The organism is Pseudomonas sp. NPDC088890 (genome assembly GCF_044900155.1).
GTDB classification, from domain to species: domain Bacteria; phylum Pseudomonadota; class Gammaproteobacteria; order Pseudomonadales; family Pseudomonadaceae; genus Aquipseudomonas; species Aquipseudomonas urmiensis.
Map to the genome: position 1 here is coordinate 206,596 of NZ_JBJDNG010000001.1, position 19,414 is coordinate 226,009.

The window sequence follows — 19,414 nt, forward strand, 5'->3', positions numbered from 1 at the left end:
TCTATTTCTGATCATGAGCATGCGGCTTCGACACGTTCTTTGCGCGCGCTGAGGTGAAGCATCGCCGCAACAATCAAGCAGCCCGCTATCAGCCCTGCGCCAAACATCATCAGCGCTACTCGTGTCCCCAGCGCGTCACTGAGCAACCCGGTAAAAATCACTGGCAGGCTGAACCCCATGTACGCAAGGAGGAAGAACCCGGCACTGGCCCGGGTCTTTTCGCTGCCGGCCAATTGGTTCACCGCCGCCAACCCGCCGAGGTAGATCAAGCCATAGCAAGCGCTGCTCGCGGCCACCGCGCCGAGCAGCACTGCGAGCAGTGCGCCGCTGTCCGCGCCCCAGGCCAACAGGGCATAACTACAAGGCAAGATGGCCAGCCCCAGCAGGGTCGCTTGGGCACTCGGCAAGCGCCGGGCCATGGGCTGGAACAGCAGGCCGCAGCTGATCACGCAGAAGGTGGAAAAGCCTGACCAGGCGCTCAAGCCGTGCTGACGCAAGATCCCTGGCAGCAACGCGATCACCAGGCCGACGCAGGCCCAGGCCAGGAGGATGGCGAAGCCATAGGCGAGGCTGCCGGCCGGGTAGCAGGGCAAGCGCAGCATGGCTGTGCGCTGTGCCGGGCGTGGATCGGGCAAGCGCCACAGCAAAATGATGGCGATGAACGCCAGCAGCAGTTGCAGATGGAAGCTACCTGGGGTCAGGCTCGGTCCGGCAAGGAGGAACAGGCTGGTCAAGGCCGCGCCCAGGCCAAAGCCCAGCGAGGTGCTGGCAGTGACCCAGTTGGCGGCGCGGCTGTTGTCGCTGCCGGTCATCAACTCGCCCATGTAGGCGGTGGCCGTGGCTGAAGCCAGGCCGGTGCCCAGGCCGAGGAACAGGCGCGCGACGCCGAGGGTTTCCAGGCTAGGGGCCAGCAGCATCAGCAGCGTGGCGAGCATCGACAGGCCTAGGGCGGCGAGCATCAGTGGCCGCCGGCCGACCCGATCCGCCAGGCCGCCCAGGGCCAGGAGTATCGGCAGCACGCCGAGTACATAGCCGGAGAATGCCACGGCAGTGGCGGCGGCGCCGCGGCCGGAGAGGTCGGCGTAGGTGATGTAGAGCGGCGCTTGCAGGTTCACCGCGAGGGTGATGATGCACAGGGCGAAGGCCAGCAGGGCGGGGGCGTAGCGATTGGGCATGTCGGGGTGGTCCGTTGGTCCGTGGGTGTTTGTGTCGGCTCTATCGCGGGGCAAGCCCGCTCCCACAGGCCGCGTCGATCACACATGGAGCGGCCTCGTGGGAGCGGGCTTGCCCCGCGATAGAGCCGGCACAGGCCACACTGATGCCCAGCCGCTCCACCAACAAGACACACCCCCAGTCCATTTATGCTTAACTGTTCGCATAAAATCCGCGAACACTTGCCATGAACCTGCAGCTTGATCGCCTCAGCCCCACCCCCCTGGTCCAACAACTCACCGACCAGCTCCAGACCTGGATCGAGCACCAGCGCCTGCGCCCCGGCGCACGCTTACCCTCGATTCGCGCCCTGGCACGAACCCATCAGGTCAGCCCGTCGTGCGTGATCGAGGCTTACGATCGGCTGGTCGCCAGTGGCTGGTTAGAAGCGCGCCACGGCACCGGCTTCTTCGTTGCCGAGCGCAAGCCGGGCCTGGAAACAGCCGACGCCGAACACTGGGGAGAGGCGCTGGATGGCAGCTGGCGCCAGTTCCGCGAAGGCCACGACGAGTTGCTCAAGCTCGGCTGCGGCTGGTTGCCCAACGCGTGGCGCGCGGCTGAGGAACTGGCCCAGGCCATTCGCCAGGTCAGCCGTGGCAACCCTGCCGACTTGTTCGACTACAGCCCGCCGTTGGGCCTGAGCAGCCTGCGCCAGCAGTTGCACAAGCGTCTGGCGCGGCTGGATATTGCGGCGGGTGCCGAACGCATCCTCACCACCCAAGGCGCCAGCCATGGCCTCGATCTGCTGGTGCGCACGCTGCTGCGCCCAGGCGATACGGTACTGGTGGAAAACCCCGGTTACTACAACCTGTACAACCTGCTGCGTGCCCATCAAGTACGCATGCTGCCGGTTCCGCGTACCGTCCATGGCCCTGACTTGCAGGCACTGGAGCAGCTGTTGGTCGAGCATCGCCCGCGCTGCCTGTTCATCAACAGCCTGTACCACAACCCGACCGGCACCAGTCTGACGCCGAAGGCCGCCTACCGCCTGCTGGAAGTGGCCCGCGAGCGAAACGTGCGGATCATCGAGGACGATATCTACGCCGATTTCCAGGAAGGTCCGGCCACCCGCCTGGCTACCCTCGACAGCGAGCAGCGGGTGATCTACCTGGCCAGTTTCTCCAAAACCCTCAGCAGTTCGCTGCGAGTCGGCTATCTGGTGGCCGACAAGGACCTGATTGCACGTTTGGCCGAGCTGAAAATGGTCAGTGGTATCGGCAACTCGCGCTTCGCCGAGCAGGTGGTGGCGCAGATGCTCGCCAATGGCAGCTATCGCAAGAGCGTGCAGCGTTTGCGCGTGCGTCTGGGGCAGCACATGGCCAAGTTGCTCGGCCAGCTTGAAGGCTATGGCTGGCAGGTGTTCTGTGAGCCGTATGGTGGGATGTTCGTCTGGGCGCGGGTGCCGGGTCGCGACTTCGCGAGCCTTGAGCGGCTGGCACTGGAACATGCAGTACTGCTCACGCCGGGCAGCGCCTTCGATGTTCAGGGGGCTGCCAGTGATTGGTTGCGGATCAATGTCGCCTACGGGCAGGACCAACGTGCCCAAGCCTTCCTTCAGCATGCAGGGCGACCTTCAGCGGCCTGAAAGCGACACGCTCATAGCTATTTGACACCATTCTGGCGCCAAGGACTTGTGAGCATCCTCTCGCCATTGTCACTCTTGCCCTTCAGAAAAGCCTGACAGGGCGAGGGGGAATCGGCGATGGCAGTGACCAAGCACGGCGTTCTGGCCAATCTCGGCATGGCTCGCAAGCTCGGCTTGGGCTTTGCTTTAGTCCTGTTGCTGACCCTGGCGGTGGCGGCGATTGGCGTGTTTGCGCTGTACAGCGTCGGTCAGCGCTTTGATGGCTTGCGCCAGATGACCCAGTTCAATACCGACCTGTTGCGCTTGCGCCAGCTCGAACAGGGCTTTGCCTTGCGCTCCGACAGTGAGGACGCCGAGGCTTTGCGCACTGGCCTGCAAGGGCTGATCGAACGTGCCCGTGGGGTCGCGCAATTGAGCGCGAGCGAGGCTGACTTGACCGCCTATGGCCAGGCCTTCGACACCTTCGTTGAAGCTGTACAGGCCAAGGAGCTGGCGCTGGACATGGCCAGTTGGTCGGTCTCAAGCGTGGCCAATAACCTCGATGTACTGCAGGCGGGGTTGGCTGACGATGGCAGCTACACCCTCAAGCAGTCTCAGGGCCAGCAAGGCGGTGAGTTTCTCGAACAGGCCGCGCAGGTGGCCCAGGTGTCGCGGCTGATGTTGCAGGCGATGGACGAGGCGCGGGTGCGACTGGAGCAGGGGCGCAAGGGCGAGGAGGCGGTCAACCAGGGGCGGATCGCCCAGACCGTCGAGGCGGCCAGCCTGGTCGAGCAGCTCAAGACCTCGGTCAGCGACAGTGGTTACCAGAGTGTATTGGGCGAGGTCGCTGGGCATATCGCCAGCTTCTCCGAAAAGCTCAACGAATACACCGACCTACTGGCCAAAGAGCAGGGCCTCAAGGCGCAGTTGCAGGCGCGTGCCGACCAGGTCACCGCCAGGGTCGATCAGGCCTACAGCAGTCAGGAACAGGCCATGCAGAGCGAGCTCAAACGCAACGCCCTGGCGATTTCTCTGGCTACTGCGCTGGCGCTGCTGGCCGGGGTGCTGGCGGCGTGGCTGATCACCCGTGCTGTGGTTGGCCCGCTCAAGCGGGTGATCACCCGTGCCCAACGGATTGCCGCCGGTGACTTAGGCATGCAGGCCGAAGCGCCGCGGGGCGATGAAGTCGGCCAGCTGTTGCAGGCCATGCAGCAGATGGCGGCGGGCCTGTCAGGCATGGTCAGTGGTTTGCAGCAGGGTATCGAGCAGTTGGCTGGCAGCGCTCAGTCGCTGTCGAGCGTGACCGAGCAGACCAACCGCGAGGTCGGCAGCCAGAAAGAAGAAACCGAGCAAGTTGCCACCGCCATGCAACAGATGACCGCCACCGTGCATGACGTGGCGCGCAATGCCGAAGAAGCCGCCCAGGCCGCGCAGGCTGCCGATGACAAGGTCGAATCCGGCCAGCAGGTGGTGCGCCAGAGCATGCAGCGCATCGAACAGCTGGCGGCGGCGGCAGAGACCGCCAGCGCCGGTATCGAGAGCCTGAGTGCAGAGATTCATACCATTGGCGATGTCCTTGAGGTGATCAAGAGCGTGGCCGAGCAGACCAACCTGCTGGCGCTCAATGCGGCGATCGAAGCAGCGCGGGCCGGGGAGCAAGGGCGCGGTTTTGCCGTGGTCGCCGATGAGGTGCGGGCTCTGGCCAGGAGGACCCGGCAATCGACCGAGGAGATCGAGCGTTTGGTCGCAAGCTTGCGTGGCAACGCCCAGCAGTCGGTGGCGCAGATTCGCGGGAGTACCGAACTGGTGCGCTTGGCGGTGGCGGATGCGCTGCATACCGAAAGCGCACTGGGTAGCATTGCCACGGCGGTGTCATTGATCCAGCAGATGAACCAGCAGATTGCCGCCGCGGCCGAGCAGCAGAGTTCGGTCGCCGAGGAGATCAGCCGCAGTGTCACGCAGATTCGCGGCAGTGCCGATCAGGCTGCGCTGGCGATGCGCGACAATGCCCAGTCGAGTGTGCAGCTGGCGCAGTTGGGGGATGAGTTGAAGGGGATGGTCGGGCATTTCAGGCTCTGAGCAGAGCCTGAGTAGCGTGCCGGCAGATCGGGCCTCACCGCAGCCCTGCAGGAGCGGGCTTGTCGCGCGATGAAACCCGCTCAGCCATCAACATTTCAAGCCCTACGTGGATTGAGGATCAGCAAGGTAATCACCCCCGCCACGATCCCCCAGAACGCCGAGCCAATCGAAAACAAGGTAAAGCCCGACGCCGTTACCATGAAGGTAATCAGCGCCGCCTCGCGCTCGCGCGCCTCACTCATGGCCACGCTCAAGCCATTCATGATCGAACCGAACAGCGCCAACGCCGCAATCGACAGCACCAGCTCCTTGGGCAGGGCGGCAAACAGTGCGGCCAAGGTCGCGCCGAACACGCCGGCGATGCCATAGAAGATCCCGCACCACACCGCTGCGGTATATCGCTTGCTCGGGTCTTCATGGGCGTGCGGCCCGGTGCAGATCGCCGCGCTGATCGCCGCCAGGTTCACCCCGTGCGAGCCAAACGGTGCCAGCAGCAACGAAGCAAAACCGGTCGCCGAGATCAGCGGCGAGGCCGGCACCTGGTAACCATCGGCGCGCAATACCGCCACCCCCGGCATGTTCTGCGAGGTCATCGCTACCACGAACAATGGGATGCCAATGCTGATGGTCGCTGCCAGCGAGAAGCTCGGCGTGGTCCACACCGGCTTGGCCACTTCCAGGTTGAAGCCGCTGAAATCCAGCAGGCCCAGCGCGCCAGACAGCGCCGTACCCACTACCAACGCGGCCAGCACGCAATAGCGCGGTGACAGGCGCTTGACCAGCAGGTAACTGAAGAACATGCCCAGGACCAGCAAGGTCCGGTGCTGCGCGGCAACGAAAATCTCACTGCCGATCTTGAACAGGATCCCAGCCAGCAGTGCCGATGCCAGTGATGCTGGAATCCGTTTGACCAGGCGCTCGAAGCTGCCCGTCAGGCCGCAGATGAGCACCAGTACGGCGCAGGTGATATACGCGCCGATCGCTTCGCCGTAGCTGACGCCGCCTAAGCTGGTGATCAGCAGCGCCGCTCCCGGCGTCGACCAGGCCACGGTGATCGGCGTGCGATAGCGCAGCGACAGGCCAATGCTGCAGATCGCCATGCCGATCGACAGCGCCCAGATCCATGAGGAGATCTGCGCTGTGGTCAATCCGGCCGCCTGGCCGGCCTGGAACATCAACACCAGCGAGCTGGTATAGCCGGTGAGCATGGCGATGAAGCCGGCGACCACCGCCGATGGGGAGCTGTCTGCCAATGGGCGCAGGCGCGCTGAAGTGGCATCGGTCATGGTGCAATCCTTGTACTTGTAAGCAGTTTTTGCAGACTAACGCGGCAAGCGTTGATCCTTGCCATACAGCGACCATTGCATTTAGCCGTACAGTCGCCAACTATTGGGCCTATATCGGCAACTGCATTGAAGGGGAGGGGCGATGTACAAGGTCTATGGGGACTACCAGTCGGGCAACTGCTACAAGATCAAGCTGATGCTGCATTTGCTCGATCGTCCGTATCAATGGCATCCGGTGGACATTCTCAAGGGTGAGACCGAGACGCCGGAGTTTCTCGCCATGAACCCCAATGGCAAGGTGCCGGTGCTGGAGCTCGAAGATGGCAGTTATCTTTGGGAGTCCAACGCGATTCTCAACTTCTTGGCTGACGGCAGCGAGTTTTTGCCCAGCGAGCCGCGTCTGCGTACCCAGGTGTTGCAGTGGCAGTTTTTCGAGCAGTACAGCCATGAGCCGTACATTGCGGTGGCGCGCTTCATCCAGTTTTATCTAGGTCTGCCGCAGGAGCGGCTTGAGGAATACAAGGGGCTGCACAAGGGCGGCTACAAAGCGCTGCGGGTGATGGAAAAGCAGCTGCAGATGACGCCGTATCTGGTCGGGCAGCAGTATTCGATTGCCGATGTGGCGTTGTATGCCTATACCCATGTGGCGCACCAGGGTGGGTTTGATCTGGGCGCATACCCTGCGGTGCAGGCGTGGTTGGCGCGGGTGGCTGCGCATCCGCGGCATGTGCCGATGGGCGAGTAACGCTATCGGCGGGGCAAGCCCGCTCCCACGTGTGTAGCTGCATTGGCGCAAGTCGGGCGAGAGCTGGCTGCGTGGGAGCGGGCTTGCCCCGCGATGAGGCCAGCACGCCCCCCCAAAAAAATCAAACGCCGGCGAAACGCTTGTCTAAGTAGGCAATGATTTCCTTGGACTCATACATCCAGGTCACCTGGCCTTGTTCCTCGATACGCAAGCACGGCACTTTCACCCGGCCGCCACCTTCAAGCAAGGCCTGGCGGTGCTGCGGGTCATTCTTGGCATCACGCAGCGCCACCGGCACATTCAGCCGATGCAGGTTGCGTCGGGTCTTGACGCAGAACGGGCAGGCGTGGAACTGGTACAGCGCCAGGCCCTTGGCCTGTTGCTCGACCAGCGCCTGGGCCGCCGGGTCACGCTTTTGCTTGGCCGGGCGGCTGATCCAGTCGCCGAACACGATAAGCTGGCCGAGGCCGACCCGCAGGGCTTTGACGATCATGGGCAACTCCTGAAAAAATAAAAAGCCGACCCTGAGGGCCGGCTTGGGATCACGCGCCGATCACTTGATCAGGCTGAGGAACTCGCTGCGAGTCGCGGCGTTTTCGCGGAACTGACCGAGCATCACCGAAGTGATCATGGTCGAGTTCTGCTTCTCGACACCGCGCATCATCATGCACATGTGCTTGGCTTCGATGACCACCGCAACGCCGGCAGCGCCAGTGACCTGCTCGATGGCTTCGGCAACCTGGCGGCTCAGGTTTTCCTGGATCTGCAGGCGGCGGGCAAACATGTCGACGATCCGCGCAACCTTGGACAGGCCTAGTACTTTGCCCTGCGGTAGGTAGGCCACGTGGGCCTTGCCGATGAACGGCAGCATGTGGTGCTCGCACATCGAGTAGAGCTCGATGTCCCGGACCAGCACCATCTCGCTGTTGTCGGAGCTGAACAGCGCGCCGTTGGTGACCTCTTCCAGGGTCTGTTCATAACCGCGGCAAAGGTACTTCATGGCCTTTGCGGCCCGCTTGGGCGTGTCCAGCAAGCCCTCACGGGAGACGTCCTCGCCAAGTTGGCTGAGGATCTCGGTGTAGTTCTGTTCCAGGGACATGTATCTACCTGTAGGGAATAAACGCAAAAAAGAAGGGTACGGCGGCAAGGGCGGCGCTGCAAGCGCGGCGTTATTCGTCGCGCCCGTCGAGCATGGTCCGTTTGAGTATCACGTACACCGCGCCGGTGCCGCCGTGGCGCGCCTGGCAGGAGGTGAAGCCCAGTACTTGCGGGTGCTGGCGCAGCCAGGTGTTGACGTGGCTCTTGATCATCGGCCGCTTGCCGTCCAGCCGCGCTGCCTTGCCGTGGGTGACCCGCACGCAACGCACTTCCAGCTTGGTCGCCTCGGCGAGAAACGCCCAGAGGATCTCGCGGGCCTTTTCCACGCTCATGCCATGCAGGTCGATGCTGCCTTCGAAAGGGATCTGACCGAGCTTGAGCTTGCGGATCTGGCCTTCCTGTACGCCGTCGCGACGCCACATCAGCTCGTCTTCGGCGCCCACGTCGATAACGAACTGATCCGACATGCCATCGACCACCAGCGGTTGGTCGCTGCGTACCGTAGCCGACTGGCGCAGGCCGGCCAGCTGCTTGCGGTCAGCCTTGGGTTTGCCGACCTCGGCACGGTCGTGCTTGATCGGCTTGACGCCGCGCACTTCGGCATGGAACAGGGAAAAATCGTCGTCTTGCATGCAGGCCTCCACGTGGGCGGCGTAGTTTACGCGAGTGCGCGCCTGCGTACACCTGTGCTGGCCCATCGCGGGACAAGCCCGCTCCCACGAGTTATCCGCAGAGCTATGGCGCCATTAAGTGGGCTTGCCCTCGCGACGAGGCCAGCACCGACAGCCAGCTCAGTCGTGCTCATTCATCAGATGCGGTGACCATTACGTGGGAGCGGGCTTGCCCCGCGATGACGCCAGCACTGACAACCAACTCAGTCGTGCTTCTTCATCAGATGCGGCGACAGGTTCAACTCTCGCCCTCGACGCAGGCGAATGCGACTACGGCGCCAGAAACGCACGCCCATCCACAGCAACAATAACCCCACCGCCAGCAGGATGCCCGACAGCGGCCGATTGGCATTGAGTTCGGCAAGTGCGGCGTAATTGCCCAACAGACCGGCAAAACCGGCCATCGCCAGAAGTATGCCGAGCGTCGCCAGCAGGGCAGACAGCCCGGCAGCCAGGCGCGCGCCCCAGTTACGCGGTTCGCGCGGGCGCAGGCGCTTGGCGTCGAAACTGCCTTTGAGCTTCATTCCGATTTCCTCTATGGGTATCCGGAGTTCGACCTGCCCGTGGCTATCAGGTTCCGCCCGTCTGCCGGGCGGTCACGCGCTCAGACCAGGCTGGCGGTAGGGGCGACGCAGGCGAAGTTGTCGGCCATCACGGCCATTTCGCACTGGTGGATCTGCGCGGCAGGAATCACGCCATCCTTGAACGCCAGGTCGCGGGTTGCCGAAGCATCCTCGACCAGCGTGCAACGATAACCATAGTCCTTGGCGCGGCGCACGGTGGTGCTGACGCTGGAGTGGCTCATAAAGCCGCAGACGATCAGGTCCAGGTGGCCTTTGTCCTGCAGGGTTTCGTGCAGCTTGGTGTTCTTGAAGGCGTTGGGCATGCGCTTTTCGATGATGATTTCATCGCCACGCGGCTCCAGGCCTTCGATGAACTCGCCGCGCGGGCCCTGTGGGTCGAACAGGCCGCCAACAGTACCCAGGTGACGGACGTGGATGATCGGGCGACCGGCTTTACGCGCGGCCTCGAGCAACCTGGCGATGTTGGCCACGGCCTCGTCCATGCCCGACAGCGCCAGGGGACCGCTGAGGTACTCCTTCTGCGCATCGATGATGATCAGGCTGGCGTTGCCCAGCTTGGCCGGCGGGTAGTCGCGGCCACTGAGGCGGAACATCGTGGTTGTAACGGACATCAAGGGCTCCTTCAGTAGGGCTTTTGTGCGCCTATTGTCCCTTGCTTGGCCGCTAATGGGAATGGTTGACATCGTAACCTGCGTGTTTACTGGCCTGTGGCTACTTGTTGGGGATGGGGTGGAACATTTCAGCGGGTGGGCCTGTTAGACTTTTGTCCTGTCTGAAAAGGAGTACCCCGTGATCACATCCCGCCTGCGCACCCTGCGCGACTACATCCGCTGGGCAGTCAGCCGCTTCCACGAGCATGAGCTGTTCTTCGGCCACGGTGCCGACAACGCCTGGGACGAGGCCCGCCTGCTGGTGCTGGGGGCCGTGCACCTGCCATGGGAGGTGGCTGACAGCTACCTGGATTGCCAGCTCGAGGATGACGAGCGAGTGCGTCTGCAGCATCTGCTCAAGCGCCGCATCGAAGAGCGCGTGCCCACCGCCTACCTGCTCGGCGAGGCCTGGTTCTGCGGGATGTCGTTCCTGGTCGATGAGCGTGTGCTGGTGCCGCGTTCACCGATTGGCGAGCTGATCGAAAAACGTTTCGAGCCGTGGCTGGCGCAAGAGCCGGCCCGCATTCTTGACCTGTGCACGGGCTCCGGCTGCATCGGTATCGTTGCCGCCGAGGTGTTCCCTGAGGCGCAAGTGATATTGGCCGATTTGTCGTTCGACGCGCTGGAAGTGGCCAACCAGAACATCGAACGCCATGGTCTGGATGAGCGGGTGTTCACCGTGCAGGGCGATGGCTTCGCCGGGTTGCCGGGGCAGCGCTTCGACTTGATCCTGTCCAACCCGCCGTATGTCGATGCCGAAGATTTTGCCGACATGCCGGCCGAGTACCAGCACGAGCCGGAGCTGGGTTTGGCGTGCGGTAACGATGGCCTGGACCTGGTACGGCGAATGTTGGCTGAGGCGGCTGACCACCTGACCGAGAAAGGCTTGCTGATCGTCGAGGTGGGCAACAGCCAGGTGCATGTCGAGACGCTGTACCCGGAAGTCGATTTTGCCTGGCTCGAATTCGAGCGCGGCGGCCATGGGGTGTTCATGTTGACGGCTGAGCAGTGCCGCCAGCATCAGGAGCTGTTCGCCTCGCGCGTCTGAAGCCAATGTAAGGGCCTGTGGGAGCGGGCGTGTCCCGCGATAGCGTTAGACCAGGCGACATCTATCGCATTGGCCATCGCTATCGCGGGACTAGCCCGCTCCCACCGCTCTAGTGCAACCGCGAAGAGCCGCCAGGCGCCTAGCGCGTAGCAATCCAGATCAACAGCCCCGCCTGGAACACCGCAAACGCCACCAGGCAGGTAATGGTAAAGCGCAGCCCGCTGTCTTCGCGGCGGTACTTGGCCACCCGCTCATCGCGCTCGCGCAGTTGCGCTTCTTTTTCCTGCAACGTCTGCTCGGCCTGTTGCAGCATGCCGGCCGATTCCAGCGTATCGATCCTTTGGACCTTCTCGGCGTTCCAGCCGCCCTTGAGCTGACCGACCGCCACCTCCACGGTGCGCCCCTTGAGCACCTGGCCGTCGTTGTACTCCACCTCTACACCGATACTGCGCAAGACATGGTCGCGGCGCAGGCGGGTGTCTTCGTTGAGCGCATCCTTGTTCGGCAGAGTCATGCCTTCAACGCGGTAGTGCGACCAGTTGGCCTGTAACCACTGCACCGCCTGGCCCAGCAGGTAGCGGCCCAGACCACGATTGAGGGGTTCTATTTGCAGCCCGGCTTCAGCGCCAATGCTGACCAGGCGCTGGCCGTGATCGACACGGATATCCAGCTGGTTCTGCTCTTTTCGCACCTTCTGCCCGGGCAAGCGGATTTCCATGCGTAGCAGGCTGTGCTCCTTGTTGTGCCGCTCGACATAGCCGAACTGCACGAAGCGCAGCGGACGGGCGCCACTGTTGCGGTCGGTGGGCAATGGCGCCAGGCGCAGCAGCTGGAAATGTTCAGCGGCCACATCCGCCCAGGGCAGCGGGGCGCTCTCCGGGGCTTGCGGCTCTTCGGTCGCCTCAGCGGCGGGGGCATCGGTCATCACGGGCTTCCTCACATGCACGATGGCCGGATATCGCAGGATTTCCCCCGCAATAACCGGCCGATGCCTGCTTATCGGCAGCAGCGGTCAGTACTGTAGGGGCACGCCCTACGCCTGCGGCAATTGGCGAATGAAAGCGACGATCCGTTGGCCCAGTTCGCGCGCCAGCGGCAGCTCAGGATTCTGATAGCTCTCACGCTGGCCGCTCATGGCTCGCGGACTGATACGCAGCATGTGGTTCATGCCATCGATCAGCGCCAGCTGGGCATCGGGCTTGGCCGCCTGCAAGCGCTCGGCATCGGCCACGTCCACTTGCACATCGTTGCGCCCCTGGATGATCAGGGCAGGCACTTTAAGCTGGCCGAAGGCGCCGGCCGGGTCCTGGCGCAGCAACGAGATCAGGTAGGGCTGCACCGAAGGGCGGAACACTTCGCGCAGTGCTGGCGGCACATCCAGGCTGGTTTGGCCGGCTTGCAGGCGGTCGATCAAGGCGTTGCCGCGCGCCAGTTGCGCCGCTGGCAGGCGCTGCGCCAGTTGCTCGCGAAGCACCTGCGCCACTGGCCGTCCGCTGCCGGCGACAGTGATGACGGCGCTGGCGCCGGCTTGTTCGGCGGCCAGGGTGGCGATCAGCGCACCTTCACTGTGGCCGAGCAGAATCAGCGGGCCAAAACGCGGGTCGGCCTGAAGTTTGCGGCTCCAGGCCACGGTGTCTGCAACGTAGCGCTCCACGCTCAGTTCGCGCTCGTCCGGGGTGGCCGGCTGGCTGGCGGCAACCCCGCGTTTGTCGAAGCGCACACTGGCGATGTGCTCGCCGGCCAGCAGCAGGGCCAGTCGCTTGAGGTTGTCGATTCGCCCGCCCGCAGGGTTGTTGCCGTCGCGGTCGGTTGGACCGGAACCGGCGATGATCAATACCACTGGCGGCGGGGTGTCCTGCTGGGGCAATAGCAGGCTGCCGTGCAGCACGCCCTGGCCGGTGTCCAAGTCGATCGGACGTTGCAGGACGGTGGGGGCGGCAGCATTGGCGAAGGTGGTGCAGAACAGCAGCAACAAGGCGGCGAAGCGCAGCATCATGGGGTACTTCATGAGGAGATGAGGGTTGGACCTGGAGGCCTGATTAAGGTTCTGCCAGTGCACTTGATTGTGCGTCATCGTGCAAATCTTGCGGTCCACTCCCTCCCTGTGGGAGTGGGCTAGCCTGCGAAGAGGCCGGAACTGACAACCAAGGGCTTGGATTTCCTTCGCAAATCTGCCGCTTTCCGTATACTGGCCGCCTCATCCAAACTTCAGGCTGATTCGCGGAGCGTCCATGTCCGGCAATACCTACGGCAAGCTGTTCACTGTCACCACCGCTGGCGAAAGCCATGGCCCGGCGTTGGTCGCCATTGTCGATGGGTGCCCGCCAGGCCTGGAGATTTCCCTGGCCGATCTGCAGCACGACCTCGACCGGCGTAAGCCCGGCACCAGCCGGCACACCACCCAGCGTCAGGAACCGGACGAAGTCGAGATCCTTTCCGGGGTGTTCGAAGGCCGAACCACGGGCTGCTCGATTGGCCTGCTGATCCGCAATACCGATCAGAAATCCAAGGACTACTCGGCGATCAAGGACCTGTTCCGCCCCGCCCACGCCGACTACACCTACCACCACAAGTATGGCCTGCGCGACTACCGTGGCGGTGGTCGCAGCTCGGCGCGGGAAACCGCCATGCGCGTCGCTGCCGGTGCCATCGCCAAGAAGTACCTGGCCAGCCAAGGCATCAGCGTACGGGGCTACATGAGCCAGCTGGGCCCCATCGAAATCCCGTTCAAAACGTGGGACTCGGTCGAAGACAATGCCTTCTTCAGCCCGGACCCGGCCAAGGTGCCAGAGCTTGAGGCCTACATGGACCAACTGCGCCGTGACCAGGACTCGGTCGGGGCCAAGATCACTGTGGTGGCCGAAGGCGTCATGCCGGGCTTGGGCGAGCCGATCTTCGATCGCCTGGATGCCGAGCTTGCCCACGCGCTGATGAGCATCAACGCGGTCAAGGGCGTGGAAATCGGCGCTGGTTTCGCCAGTGTCGCCCAGCGTGGCACCGAGCACCGTGATGAGCTGACCCCGCAAGGCTTCCTCAGCAACAATGCGGGCGGCATTCTCGGTGGTATTTCCTCCGGCCAGCCAATCGTTGCCCATCTGGCACTCAAGCCCACGTCGAGCATCACCACCCCGGGTCGTTCGATCGATGTCGATGGCAACCCGGTCGAAGTGATTACCAAGGGCCGCCATGATCCCTGCGTAGGCATCCGCGCCACGCCGATTGCCGAGGCGATGATGGCCATCGTGCTGATGGATCACCTGCTGCGCCATCGTGCGCAGAATGCCGATGTGCGAGTCAATACTCCCGTTTTGGGCCAGCTTTAATCAGCGTTGATCGGCGTAGGCCCTATCGCGGGGCAAGCCAGCGCCTACACGGTCTTTGTAGGCGCTGGCTTGCCTGCGAGAGGGCCGCAAAGCGGCCCCCAATGATCACCACAAAGCGCACTGCCCCATGACGCCAATTCCCTACTGGCGCCTGTCCAGTTTCTACCTGTTCTACTTCGCCCTGCTCGGCTCCACCGCGCCGTTCCTGGCGTTGTACTTCGATCACCTCGGCTTCTCCCCGGCGCGCATTGGCGAGCTGGTCGCCATCCCCATGCTGATGCGTTGCGTCGCCCCCAACCTGTGGGGCTGGCTGGGTGATCGCAGCGGCCAGCGCCTGCTGATCGTGCGCCTGGGGGCGTTGTCGACCCTGGCGACGTTCTCGCTGATCTTCTTCGGTAAAAGCTACGCCTGGCTGGCGCTGGTGATGGCCCTGCATGCGTTCTTCTGGCATGCGGTACTGCCGCAATTCGAGGTGATTACCCTGGCCCACCTGCACGGCCAGACCTCACGCTACAGCCAGGTGCGGCTGTGGGGCTCGATCGGCTTCATCCTCACCGTGGTGGGCCTGGGCCGGCTGTTCGAATGGCTGAGCCTGGATATCTACCCGGTGGCGCTGGTCACCATCATGGCCGGTATCTTCCTCGCCAGCCTGTGGGTGCCCAATGCCCAGCCGGTGGAACATGCTGAGCGTAGCGGGGCAGGGGGCTTCCTGCGCCAGCTGCTGGCGCCTGGGGTGATCGCGTTCTACCTGTGCGTGGCGCTGATGCAGCTAAGCCACGGGCCGTACTACACCTTCCTTACCCTGCACCTGGAACACTTGGGCTACAGCCGCGGTAGTATCGGCTTGCTGTGGGCGCTAGGCGTGGTTGCGGAGGTCTTGATGTTCATGGCCATGAGCCGGATCTTCGCGCGTTTTTCGGTGCGCCGGGTGCTGCTGCTCAGCTTTGTCCTGGCGGGGCTGCGCTGGCTGCTGTTGGGTAACCTGGCCGAAGTGCCGGCCGCGCTGATCTTCGCCCAGCTGTTGCATGCGGCAACCTTTGGTTGTTTCCACGCCGCCTCGATCGCCTTCGTCCAAGCCAGCTTCGGCGCACGCCAGCAAGGCCAGGGCCAGGCGCTGTACGCGGCGTTGTCGGGCACAGGCGGCGCGTTAGGCGCGTTGTATTCGGGCTACAGTTGGAAATTGCTGGGCCCACACTTCACCTTTGGTATGGCCAGCGTCGCAGCCTTTGCCGCAGCCGTTATCATTGCGACTCGAATGACCGATAGCAGGAACAGCCCCTGATGAGCATCCTCAGCGTTTTTCACCCGTCAAGCCCGGGCCTTCCCAACAAGTTGCTGACCCACCATGACGACATTGTCACGACCCTCGCCGAGCAGGGTGTGCGCTTCATGCACCAGCCGCATGAGCTGCGGGTTCGCCCTGGGACGGGTCTGGACGAAGTGCTCGACGCCTGCCGTGAGCCATTGGACCGGCTGATGACCGAGCATGGCTGTGCGGCCTATGCGTTGCTTAACCGTGATGGCGTGGATGCGGCGCAGGTCGATCTGCGTAACGAGCATGTGCATGGCGGCGATGAGATGTTCGCGGTGATCAGCGGGCGGGCTCAGGTCACCCTGCGGGTAGGCGAGTATGTGTATGCCGTGCTGTGCGAGAAGGGCGATGTGCTCATTGTGCCGGCCCAGGTTCGGCGTTGGATTGACCTGGGGGATACGCCGTTTTGTCTGGCGCTGCGGTTATTCCGCGATGAGCAGGCGATGGCGCCGCGCTTTACCGGTGATGCGGCTGCGCTGGCATTTGCGGGTATCGCCGAATTCTGAGGTTTAGCACTCCGGCCCTATCGCGGGGCAAGCCCGCTCCCACGTAATCAGCTTCAGCAGCGAACTACGTGGGAACCCTTCGCGGGACAAGCCCGCTCCCACGTAATCAGCTTCAGCAGCGAACTACGTGGGAGCCCTTCGCGGGACAAGCCCGCTCCCACGTAATTTAGCTTCAGCAGGAAACTACGTGGGAGCGGGCTTGCCCCGCGATAGCAGTGGTACTGACACTCAGCGATAAGTCGGCAGCGCAAACCGCTGCTGGCTCTGCAGCATCGAGATCACCGGCAGCTCACTGGCCTGTTCCGCGAGGTCGCGGCGAATCGCGCTGATCGCCCACGACAGCTGCTCGGCACTGTGCAGTTGGCCGTAAGTCAGTACTCGGCGGGTGACCACGCCATCAGCGGCACGCAGGGTCAGCAGGATGCCGCCGTCCGGGCGGGCCTGGGTAGCGACCTGATAGGCGGAAAACACCGAGGCGAACTTTTGCTGAATGAGGTCCATATCAACTCCTGACTGTTGTGTTGGCAGACGTGAGTTGATCGTTGCAGTGACCGTGCCAGTCTTTTTCTCTGATTAAATCCCTTTAAAATCAGTTATTTACATGATTTTCACGAGAAGGTCTTCGTGCATAGTGCATGGTCGTGCATTTTGCACAGTGCATTTTGCATGGCCATAGAGCCAGCCTCTGGGCTCAATAGAATCTGAACCTTTGACCGATCAGGGGGGCCTGACAAAGACTTGGGCTCTAAATTTTGCCAGGAGGTTCAGAATGTCCGACCAACAGCCCGCCACCATGAACGACGACGAAGCCGCAGCCTTTGCCGAAGAGGTGTTCGAGCGCGCTCGCCGCGGTGATGCCCAGATGCTTGGGCGTTTGCTTACCAGCGGCCTGCCGGCCAACCTGCGCAACCACAAGGGCGATACCCTGCTGATGCTTGCCAGCTACCATGGCCATCATGATGCCGTGCAAGTGCTGTTGAGCCATGGCGCCGATCCATTGATCGCCAACGACAACGGCCAATTGCCCATCGCTGGCGCCGCGTTCAAGGGCGATCTGGCGATGATTCGCCTGCTGCTCGAGCACGGCGTACCGGTGGATGCCGCCGCCGCCGACGGGCGCACGGCGTTGATGCTGGCGGCGATGTTCAATCGCAGCGAAATTCTCGACTACCTGCTGGCCCAGGGCGCCGACCCTGCGCGCCAGGATGCCCGAGGCGCCAATGCCCTTGCCGCTGCCCAAACCATGGGCGCGGTCGACACCGCTGCGCGCTTGCAGGCGCTGGCCGGCTAACCCTCAGGGGGCGTTTGCAGCTATCCTTGGTGACTTTTTCACCATTGCAGAGCCCCCTCATGAAAGACCAATTGCGCGAATTCATCAGCCTCGTCGGCGCCGGTTGCATGCCCGATGACGAGATCGAGCGCATTGCCGACGAGGCCGCTCAGGCCTACGCCGACCCCGCCGCGTTTCTGGCCGCCAACCCGGATATCAACTACGACGACACCTTCCCGATCCCGCTGGGTGAGTGGATTGTGCTCGGTAGCCTGCCGGATACCGTGCTGTTCCAGGCCGACAGCTATCAGGAGCTGTTCCAGAACATCACGGATTCGTTCGACAAGAGCGTACCGTTCAACCTCAAGCCCAAGCAGCTGGCGAAAACCGAGCCATTGACCGCACTCAACCGCATCCAGGTGCAGATGGGCGCGCTGAACAAGGAAGCCGGCGGCTATGTGCTGCTCAACTTCAGCCAGTTACTCGATGACGAGTTGCAGATGGTGATGGTCGGTAAGAATGACCTGGCGCGGGTGCTGGAGTTGGGCGCTGAGGTGGGGATCGCCGTGGAGCCAGCGTTGGAGGCCTTGAAGGTCGCTGTGCACAACTGACAGCGGTTGTCGCCAGTGCCGGCCTCATCGCGGGGCGAGCCGCAGCGATGAGGCCGGCACTGGCAACCCATCAGCCCAACGCGGTATCCAGAAACATCATCACCCCAAAGCCGCCCATCAACCCCAGCGTCGCCGCCGTCTGATGGCCATTACGGTGGGTTTCGGGGATCACCTCATGCGACACCACAAAGATCATCGCCCCTGCAGCCAGGCCCATGCTGATCGGGTAGGCGAGGGCAAAGCCGGTGGAGATCCCCAGGCCGATCACGGCCCCCAAAGGCTCCATCAGCCCTGAGCCAATTGCCACCAGCGCCGCTTTGAGGTTCGACAGCCCCGTAGCCCGCAGGGCCAGGGCCACTGCCAAGCCCTCAGGAATGTCCTGAATCGCGATGGCGCTGGTCAACGGCAAGCCAATGTTCATGTCGCCATTGGTAAAGCTCACGCCAATGGCCATGCCTTCGGGCAGGTTGTGCAAGGTGATCGCCAGCACGAACAGCCACACCCGGCTGATCCGCTCCGCTTCGGGGCCACAAGGGCCGGTGCTTTCATGTTCGTGTGGGGTAAAACGGTCCAGGCCCAGCATCAACAGCACGCCCAGGCCCATCCCCAGGACCACGGTGAACGCCGCCGCCGGGCCGTTGCCGGTAATCTCACGGGCCGCATCGAGACCGGGCAGAATCAGCGAAAACGAGCTCGCCGCGAGCATCATCCCCGCCGCAAAGCCAAGCATCACGTCCTGGCTGCGCGCGCTGACATCACGTAGTACCACCGCCAGCACTGCGCCCAACGCGGTAGCGCCAAAACCTGCCAATCCGCCGAGCAGCGCCAGGTGCAGGTTTTGCGAGTGATCACCGTTGACTGCATTCCACATGCTGGCCAGCAGCAGGATAACAATCGCGAGCAGACTCACACCCAGGCCGGCACTGAGCCAGGGGGCATTCAGGGCTTGTTGCCGCCAGGCGCTCAGCATCGAGGCTGGGGCGGCGCTTTGAGTGTTGGCAGGTGGCATGCGGACCTCATGACAATGAATGAAATCAGTCTAACCAGTGACCTGCGCCGCTGCCCAAGGATTCCCTTCTATCGGCGTGATAGACGCTATGCTCTGCCGCACACGGATTTTTTCAGGAGCGAAGGTATGGGCTCGACATTCAATGGCCTGGTAGGCCTGATCATATTGGCATTGGACATTTGGGCGATTGCGAATGTTCTGAAAAGTGGTGCCGAAGTGGGCATCAAGGTGCTGTGGACTTTGCTGATTCTGTTGCTGCCGGTCATTGGCCTGATCATCTGGGCGATTGCTGGCCCAAGAGGCAACATCCGCCTCTGAGCCCCCCGCTAGCAGGGGCAGTGCGGATTGGCGTGGAGGCGGAATAACCCTGCGAGGGGCAATCCCGCGCCGTCTGTCGGCGTTCGTGACAAAATTTTCACACTGGATTAACCAGAATCCGCGCCGCA

Annotated in this window: 21 protein-coding genes and 1 pseudogene; 11 read left to right on the forward strand and 11 right to left on the reverse strand. The window is 63.0% G+C overall.

The features are described 5' to 3' along the window. Positions 1-11 precede the first annotated feature (11 nt). Positions 12-1,175 (reverse strand): MFS transporter, encoded by a 1,164-nt coding sequence (locus tag ACI2JX_RS00905; protein ID WP_404689153.1) that lies wholly within the window; start codon positions 1,173-1,175, stop codon positions 12-14. 224 nt (positions 1,176-1,399) lie between these two features. Between ACI2JX_RS00905 and ACI2JX_RS00910 the strand changes: the two genes are divergently transcribed. The 3 genes and pseudogenes from ACI2JX_RS00910 to ACI2JX_RS00920 all read left to right on the forward strand — a co-directional run bounded on the left by ACI2JX_RS00910 (position 1,400) and on the right by ACI2JX_RS00920 (position 4,855). Continuing rightward, a complete protein-coding gene (locus ACI2JX_RS00910; protein WP_404689154.1) occupies positions 1,400-2,797 on the forward strand; it encodes a PLP-dependent aminotransferase family protein in 1,398 nt (465 codons plus the stop codon). 972 nt (positions 2,798-3,769) lie between these two features. Next, positions 3,770-3,994 (forward strand): annotated as a pseudogene (locus ACI2JX_RS00915) (HAMP domain-containing protein); the annotation flags it as partial. Between the two features lie 18 nt (positions 3,995-4,012). Then, on the forward strand, positions 4,013-4,855 hold the full coding sequence (locus ACI2JX_RS00920) for a methyl-accepting chemotaxis protein (protein WP_404689515.1): 843 nt from the start codon (positions 4,013-4,015) through the stop codon (positions 4,853-4,855). 95 nt (positions 4,856-4,950) lie between these two features. Here the strand turns inward: ACI2JX_RS00920 and ACI2JX_RS00925 are convergent, their stop codons facing one another. After that, positions 4,951-6,141 carry a benzoate/H(+) symporter BenE family transporter gene (locus ACI2JX_RS00925; RefSeq protein ID WP_404689155.1) on the reverse strand — a complete coding sequence of 397 codons (1,191 nt, stop codon included), beginning with the start codon at positions 6,139-6,141 and terminating at the stop codon, positions 4,951-4,953. 142 nt (positions 6,142-6,283) lie between these two features. Between ACI2JX_RS00925 and ACI2JX_RS00930 the strand changes: the two genes are divergently transcribed. Next, the gene (locus tag ACI2JX_RS00930; RefSeq protein ID WP_368973563.1) at positions 6,284-6,886 is read left to right on the forward strand and encodes a glutathione S-transferase family protein; all 603 of its coding nucleotides are present in this window, start codon (positions 6,284-6,286) and stop codon (positions 6,884-6,886) included. Between the two features lie 121 nt (positions 6,887-7,007). Here ACI2JX_RS00930 and ACI2JX_RS00935 read toward each other — a convergent pair whose 3' ends face one another. From ACI2JX_RS00935 to ACI2JX_RS00955, 5 genes are all read right to left on the reverse strand, one after another. Continuing rightward, positions 7,008-7,379, reverse strand: coding sequence for a glutaredoxin (locus tag ACI2JX_RS00935; protein WP_186554791.1), 372 nt, complete (start codon positions 7,377-7,379; stop codon positions 7,008-7,010). Between the two features lie 60 nt (positions 7,380-7,439). Next, positions 7,440-7,985: a GTP cyclohydrolase I FolE gene (gene folE, locus ACI2JX_RS00940; RefSeq protein WP_186554792.1), complete on the reverse strand. Its 546-nt coding sequence runs from the start codon at positions 7,983-7,985 to the stop codon at positions 7,440-7,442. Between the two features lie 70 nt (positions 7,986-8,055). Next, on the reverse strand, positions 8,056-8,616 hold the full coding sequence (locus ACI2JX_RS00945) for a Smr/MutS family protein (protein WP_186554793.1): 561 nt from the start codon (positions 8,614-8,616) through the stop codon (positions 8,056-8,058). A gap of 242 nt (positions 8,617-8,858) precedes the next feature. Next, on the reverse strand, positions 8,859-9,179 hold the full coding sequence (locus ACI2JX_RS00950; RefSeq protein ID WP_264237107.1) for a hypothetical protein: 321 nt from the start codon (positions 9,177-9,179) through the stop codon (positions 8,859-8,861). A gap of 80 nt (positions 9,180-9,259) precedes the next feature. After that, the gene (locus ACI2JX_RS00955; RefSeq protein ID WP_264237109.1) at positions 9,260-9,850 is read right to left on the reverse strand and encodes a cysteine hydrolase family protein; all 591 of its coding nucleotides are present in this window, start codon (positions 9,848-9,850) and stop codon (positions 9,260-9,262) included. 178 nt (positions 9,851-10,028) lie between these two features. Between ACI2JX_RS00955 and prmB the strand changes: the two genes are divergently transcribed. After that, a complete protein-coding gene (gene prmB, locus ACI2JX_RS00960) occupies positions 10,029-10,937 on the forward strand; it encodes a 50S ribosomal protein L3 N(5)-glutamine methyltransferase (protein ID WP_404689156.1) in 909 nt (302 codons plus the stop codon). Between the two features lie 139 nt (positions 10,938-11,076). Here prmB and ACI2JX_RS00965 read toward each other — a convergent pair whose 3' ends face one another. Further along, complete coding sequence (locus ACI2JX_RS00965; protein ID WP_368973582.1) at positions 11,077-11,862, reverse strand: hypothetical protein; 786 nt, start codon at positions 11,860-11,862, stop codon at positions 11,077-11,079. A 108-nt stretch (positions 11,863-11,970) separates the two neighbouring features. Continuing rightward, entirely contained in the window at positions 11,971-12,933 is a 963-nt protein-coding gene (locus tag ACI2JX_RS00970) for an alpha/beta fold hydrolase (protein ID WP_404689157.1), read from the reverse strand. A 235-nt stretch (positions 12,934-13,168) separates the two neighbouring features. Between ACI2JX_RS00970 and aroC the strand changes: the two genes are divergently transcribed. The 3 genes from aroC to ACI2JX_RS00985 all read left to right on the forward strand — a co-directional run bounded on the left by aroC (position 13,169) and on the right by ACI2JX_RS00985 (position 16,078). After that, entirely contained in the window at positions 13,169-14,260 is a 1,092-nt protein-coding gene (gene aroC / locus ACI2JX_RS00975; protein ID WP_368973583.1) for a chorismate synthase, read from the forward strand. A gap of 127 nt (positions 14,261-14,387) precedes the next feature. Next, positions 14,388-15,542: an MFS transporter gene (locus tag ACI2JX_RS00980; RefSeq protein ID WP_368973584.1), complete on the forward strand. Its 1,155-nt coding sequence runs from the start codon at positions 14,388-14,390 to the stop codon at positions 15,540-15,542. Beyond that, positions 15,542-16,078, forward strand: coding sequence for an oxidase (locus tag ACI2JX_RS00985; RefSeq protein WP_404689158.1), 537 nt, complete (start codon positions 15,542-15,544; stop codon positions 16,076-16,078). Before ACI2JX_RS00980 ends, ACI2JX_RS00985 begins: the two co-directional genes overlap by 1 nt. Positions 16,079-16,306: 228 nt before the next feature. On the opposite strand, the gene ACI2JX_RS00990 is transcribed toward ACI2JX_RS00985, so the two are convergent. Beyond that, positions 16,307-16,579 (reverse strand): DUF3509 domain-containing protein, encoded by a 273-nt coding sequence (locus ACI2JX_RS00990; protein WP_186554802.1) that lies wholly within the window; start codon positions 16,577-16,579, stop codon positions 16,307-16,309. Positions 16,580-16,847: 268 nt separating this feature from the next. Here ACI2JX_RS00990 and ACI2JX_RS00995 point away from each other — a divergent pair, with 268 nt between their 5' ends. Then, entirely contained in the window at positions 16,848-17,369 is a 522-nt protein-coding gene (locus tag ACI2JX_RS00995; protein WP_404689159.1) for an ankyrin repeat domain-containing protein, read from the forward strand. A gap of 59 nt (positions 17,370-17,428) precedes the next feature. Next, complete coding sequence (locus ACI2JX_RS01000) at positions 17,429-17,959, forward strand: hypothetical protein (RefSeq protein ID WP_404689160.1); 531 nt, start codon at positions 17,429-17,431, stop codon at positions 17,957-17,959. A gap of 70 nt (positions 17,960-18,029) precedes the next feature. Here the strand turns inward: ACI2JX_RS01000 and ACI2JX_RS01005 are convergent, their stop codons facing one another. Further along, positions 18,030-18,968: a ZIP family metal transporter gene (locus tag ACI2JX_RS01005; protein WP_264237119.1), complete on the reverse strand. Its 939-nt coding sequence runs from the start codon at positions 18,966-18,968 to the stop codon at positions 18,030-18,032. Positions 18,969-19,094: 126 nt separating this feature from the next. Here ACI2JX_RS01005 and ACI2JX_RS01010 point away from each other — a divergent pair, with 126 nt between their 5' ends. After that, on the forward strand, positions 19,095-19,286 hold the full coding sequence (locus tag ACI2JX_RS01010) for a PLDc N-terminal domain-containing protein (RefSeq protein WP_264237154.1): 192 nt from the start codon (positions 19,095-19,097) through the stop codon (positions 19,284-19,286). Positions 19,287-19,414: the final 128 nt, after the last annotated feature.

Bases quoted from the DNA above. Each gene is read 5' to 3' on its own strand.
- ACI2JX_RS00905 (WP_404689153.1), bottom strand. From the start codon at position 1,175: ATGCCCAATCGCTACGCCCCCGCCCTGCTGGCCTTCGCCCTGTGCATC.
- ACI2JX_RS00910 (WP_404689154.1), top strand. From the start codon at position 1,400: ATGAACCTGCAGCTTGATCGCCTCAGCCCCACCCCCCTGGTCCAACAA.
- ACI2JX_RS00920 (WP_404689515.1), top strand. From the start codon at position 4,013: ATGGTCAGTGGTTTGCAGCAGGGTATCGAGCAGTTGGCTGGCAGCGCT.
- ACI2JX_RS00925 (WP_404689155.1), bottom strand. From the start codon at position 6,141: ATGACCGATGCCACTTCAGCGCGCCTGCGCCCATTGGCAGACAGCTCC.
- ACI2JX_RS00930 (WP_368973563.1), top strand. From the start codon at position 6,284: ATGTACAAGGTCTATGGGGACTACCAGTCGGGCAACTGCTACAAGATC.
- ACI2JX_RS00935 (WP_186554791.1), bottom strand. From the start codon at position 7,379: ATGATCGTCAAAGCCCTGCGGGTCGGCCTCGGCCAGCTTATCGTGTTC.
- folE (WP_186554792.1), bottom strand. From the start codon at position 7,985: ATGTCCCTGGAACAGAACTACACCGAGATCCTCAGCCAACTTGGCGAG.
- ACI2JX_RS00945 (WP_186554793.1), bottom strand. From the start codon at position 8,616: ATGCAAGACGACGATTTTTCCCTGTTCCATGCCGAAGTGCGCGGCGTC.
- ACI2JX_RS00950 (WP_264237107.1), bottom strand. From the start codon at position 9,179: ATGAAGCTCAAAGGCAGTTTCGACGCCAAGCGCCTGCGCCCGCGCGAA.
- ACI2JX_RS00955 (WP_264237109.1), bottom strand. From the start codon at position 9,850: ATGTCCGTTACAACCACGATGTTCCGCCTCAGTGGCCGCGACTACCCG.
- ACI2JX_RS00965 (WP_368973582.1), bottom strand. From the start codon at position 11,862: ATGACCGATGCCCCCGCCGCTGAGGCGACCGAAGAGCCGCAAGCCCCG.
- ACI2JX_RS00970 (WP_404689157.1), bottom strand. From the start codon at position 12,933: ATGATGCTGCGCTTCGCCGCCTTGTTGCTGCTGTTCTGCACCACCTTC.
- aroC (WP_368973583.1), top strand. From the start codon at position 13,169: ATGTCCGGCAATACCTACGGCAAGCTGTTCACTGTCACCACCGCTGGC.
- ACI2JX_RS00980 (WP_368973584.1), top strand. From the start codon at position 14,388: ATGACGCCAATTCCCTACTGGCGCCTGTCCAGTTTCTACCTGTTCTAC.
- ACI2JX_RS00985 (WP_404689158.1), top strand. From the start codon at position 15,542: ATGAGCATCCTCAGCGTTTTTCACCCGTCAAGCCCGGGCCTTCCCAAC.
- ACI2JX_RS00990 (WP_186554802.1), bottom strand. From the start codon at position 16,579: ATGGACCTCATTCAGCAAAAGTTCGCCTCGGTGTTTTCCGCCTATCAG.
- ACI2JX_RS00995 (WP_404689159.1), top strand. From the start codon at position 16,848: ATGTCCGACCAACAGCCCGCCACCATGAACGACGACGAAGCCGCAGCC.
- ACI2JX_RS01000 (WP_404689160.1), top strand. From the start codon at position 17,429: ATGAAAGACCAATTGCGCGAATTCATCAGCCTCGTCGGCGCCGGTTGC.
- ACI2JX_RS01005 (WP_264237119.1), bottom strand. From the start codon at position 18,968: ATGCCACCTGCCAACACTCAAAGCGCCGCCCCAGCCTCGATGCTGAGC.
- ACI2JX_RS01010 (WP_264237154.1), top strand. From the start codon at position 19,095: ATGGGCTCGACATTCAATGGCCTGGTAGGCCTGATCATATTGGCATTG.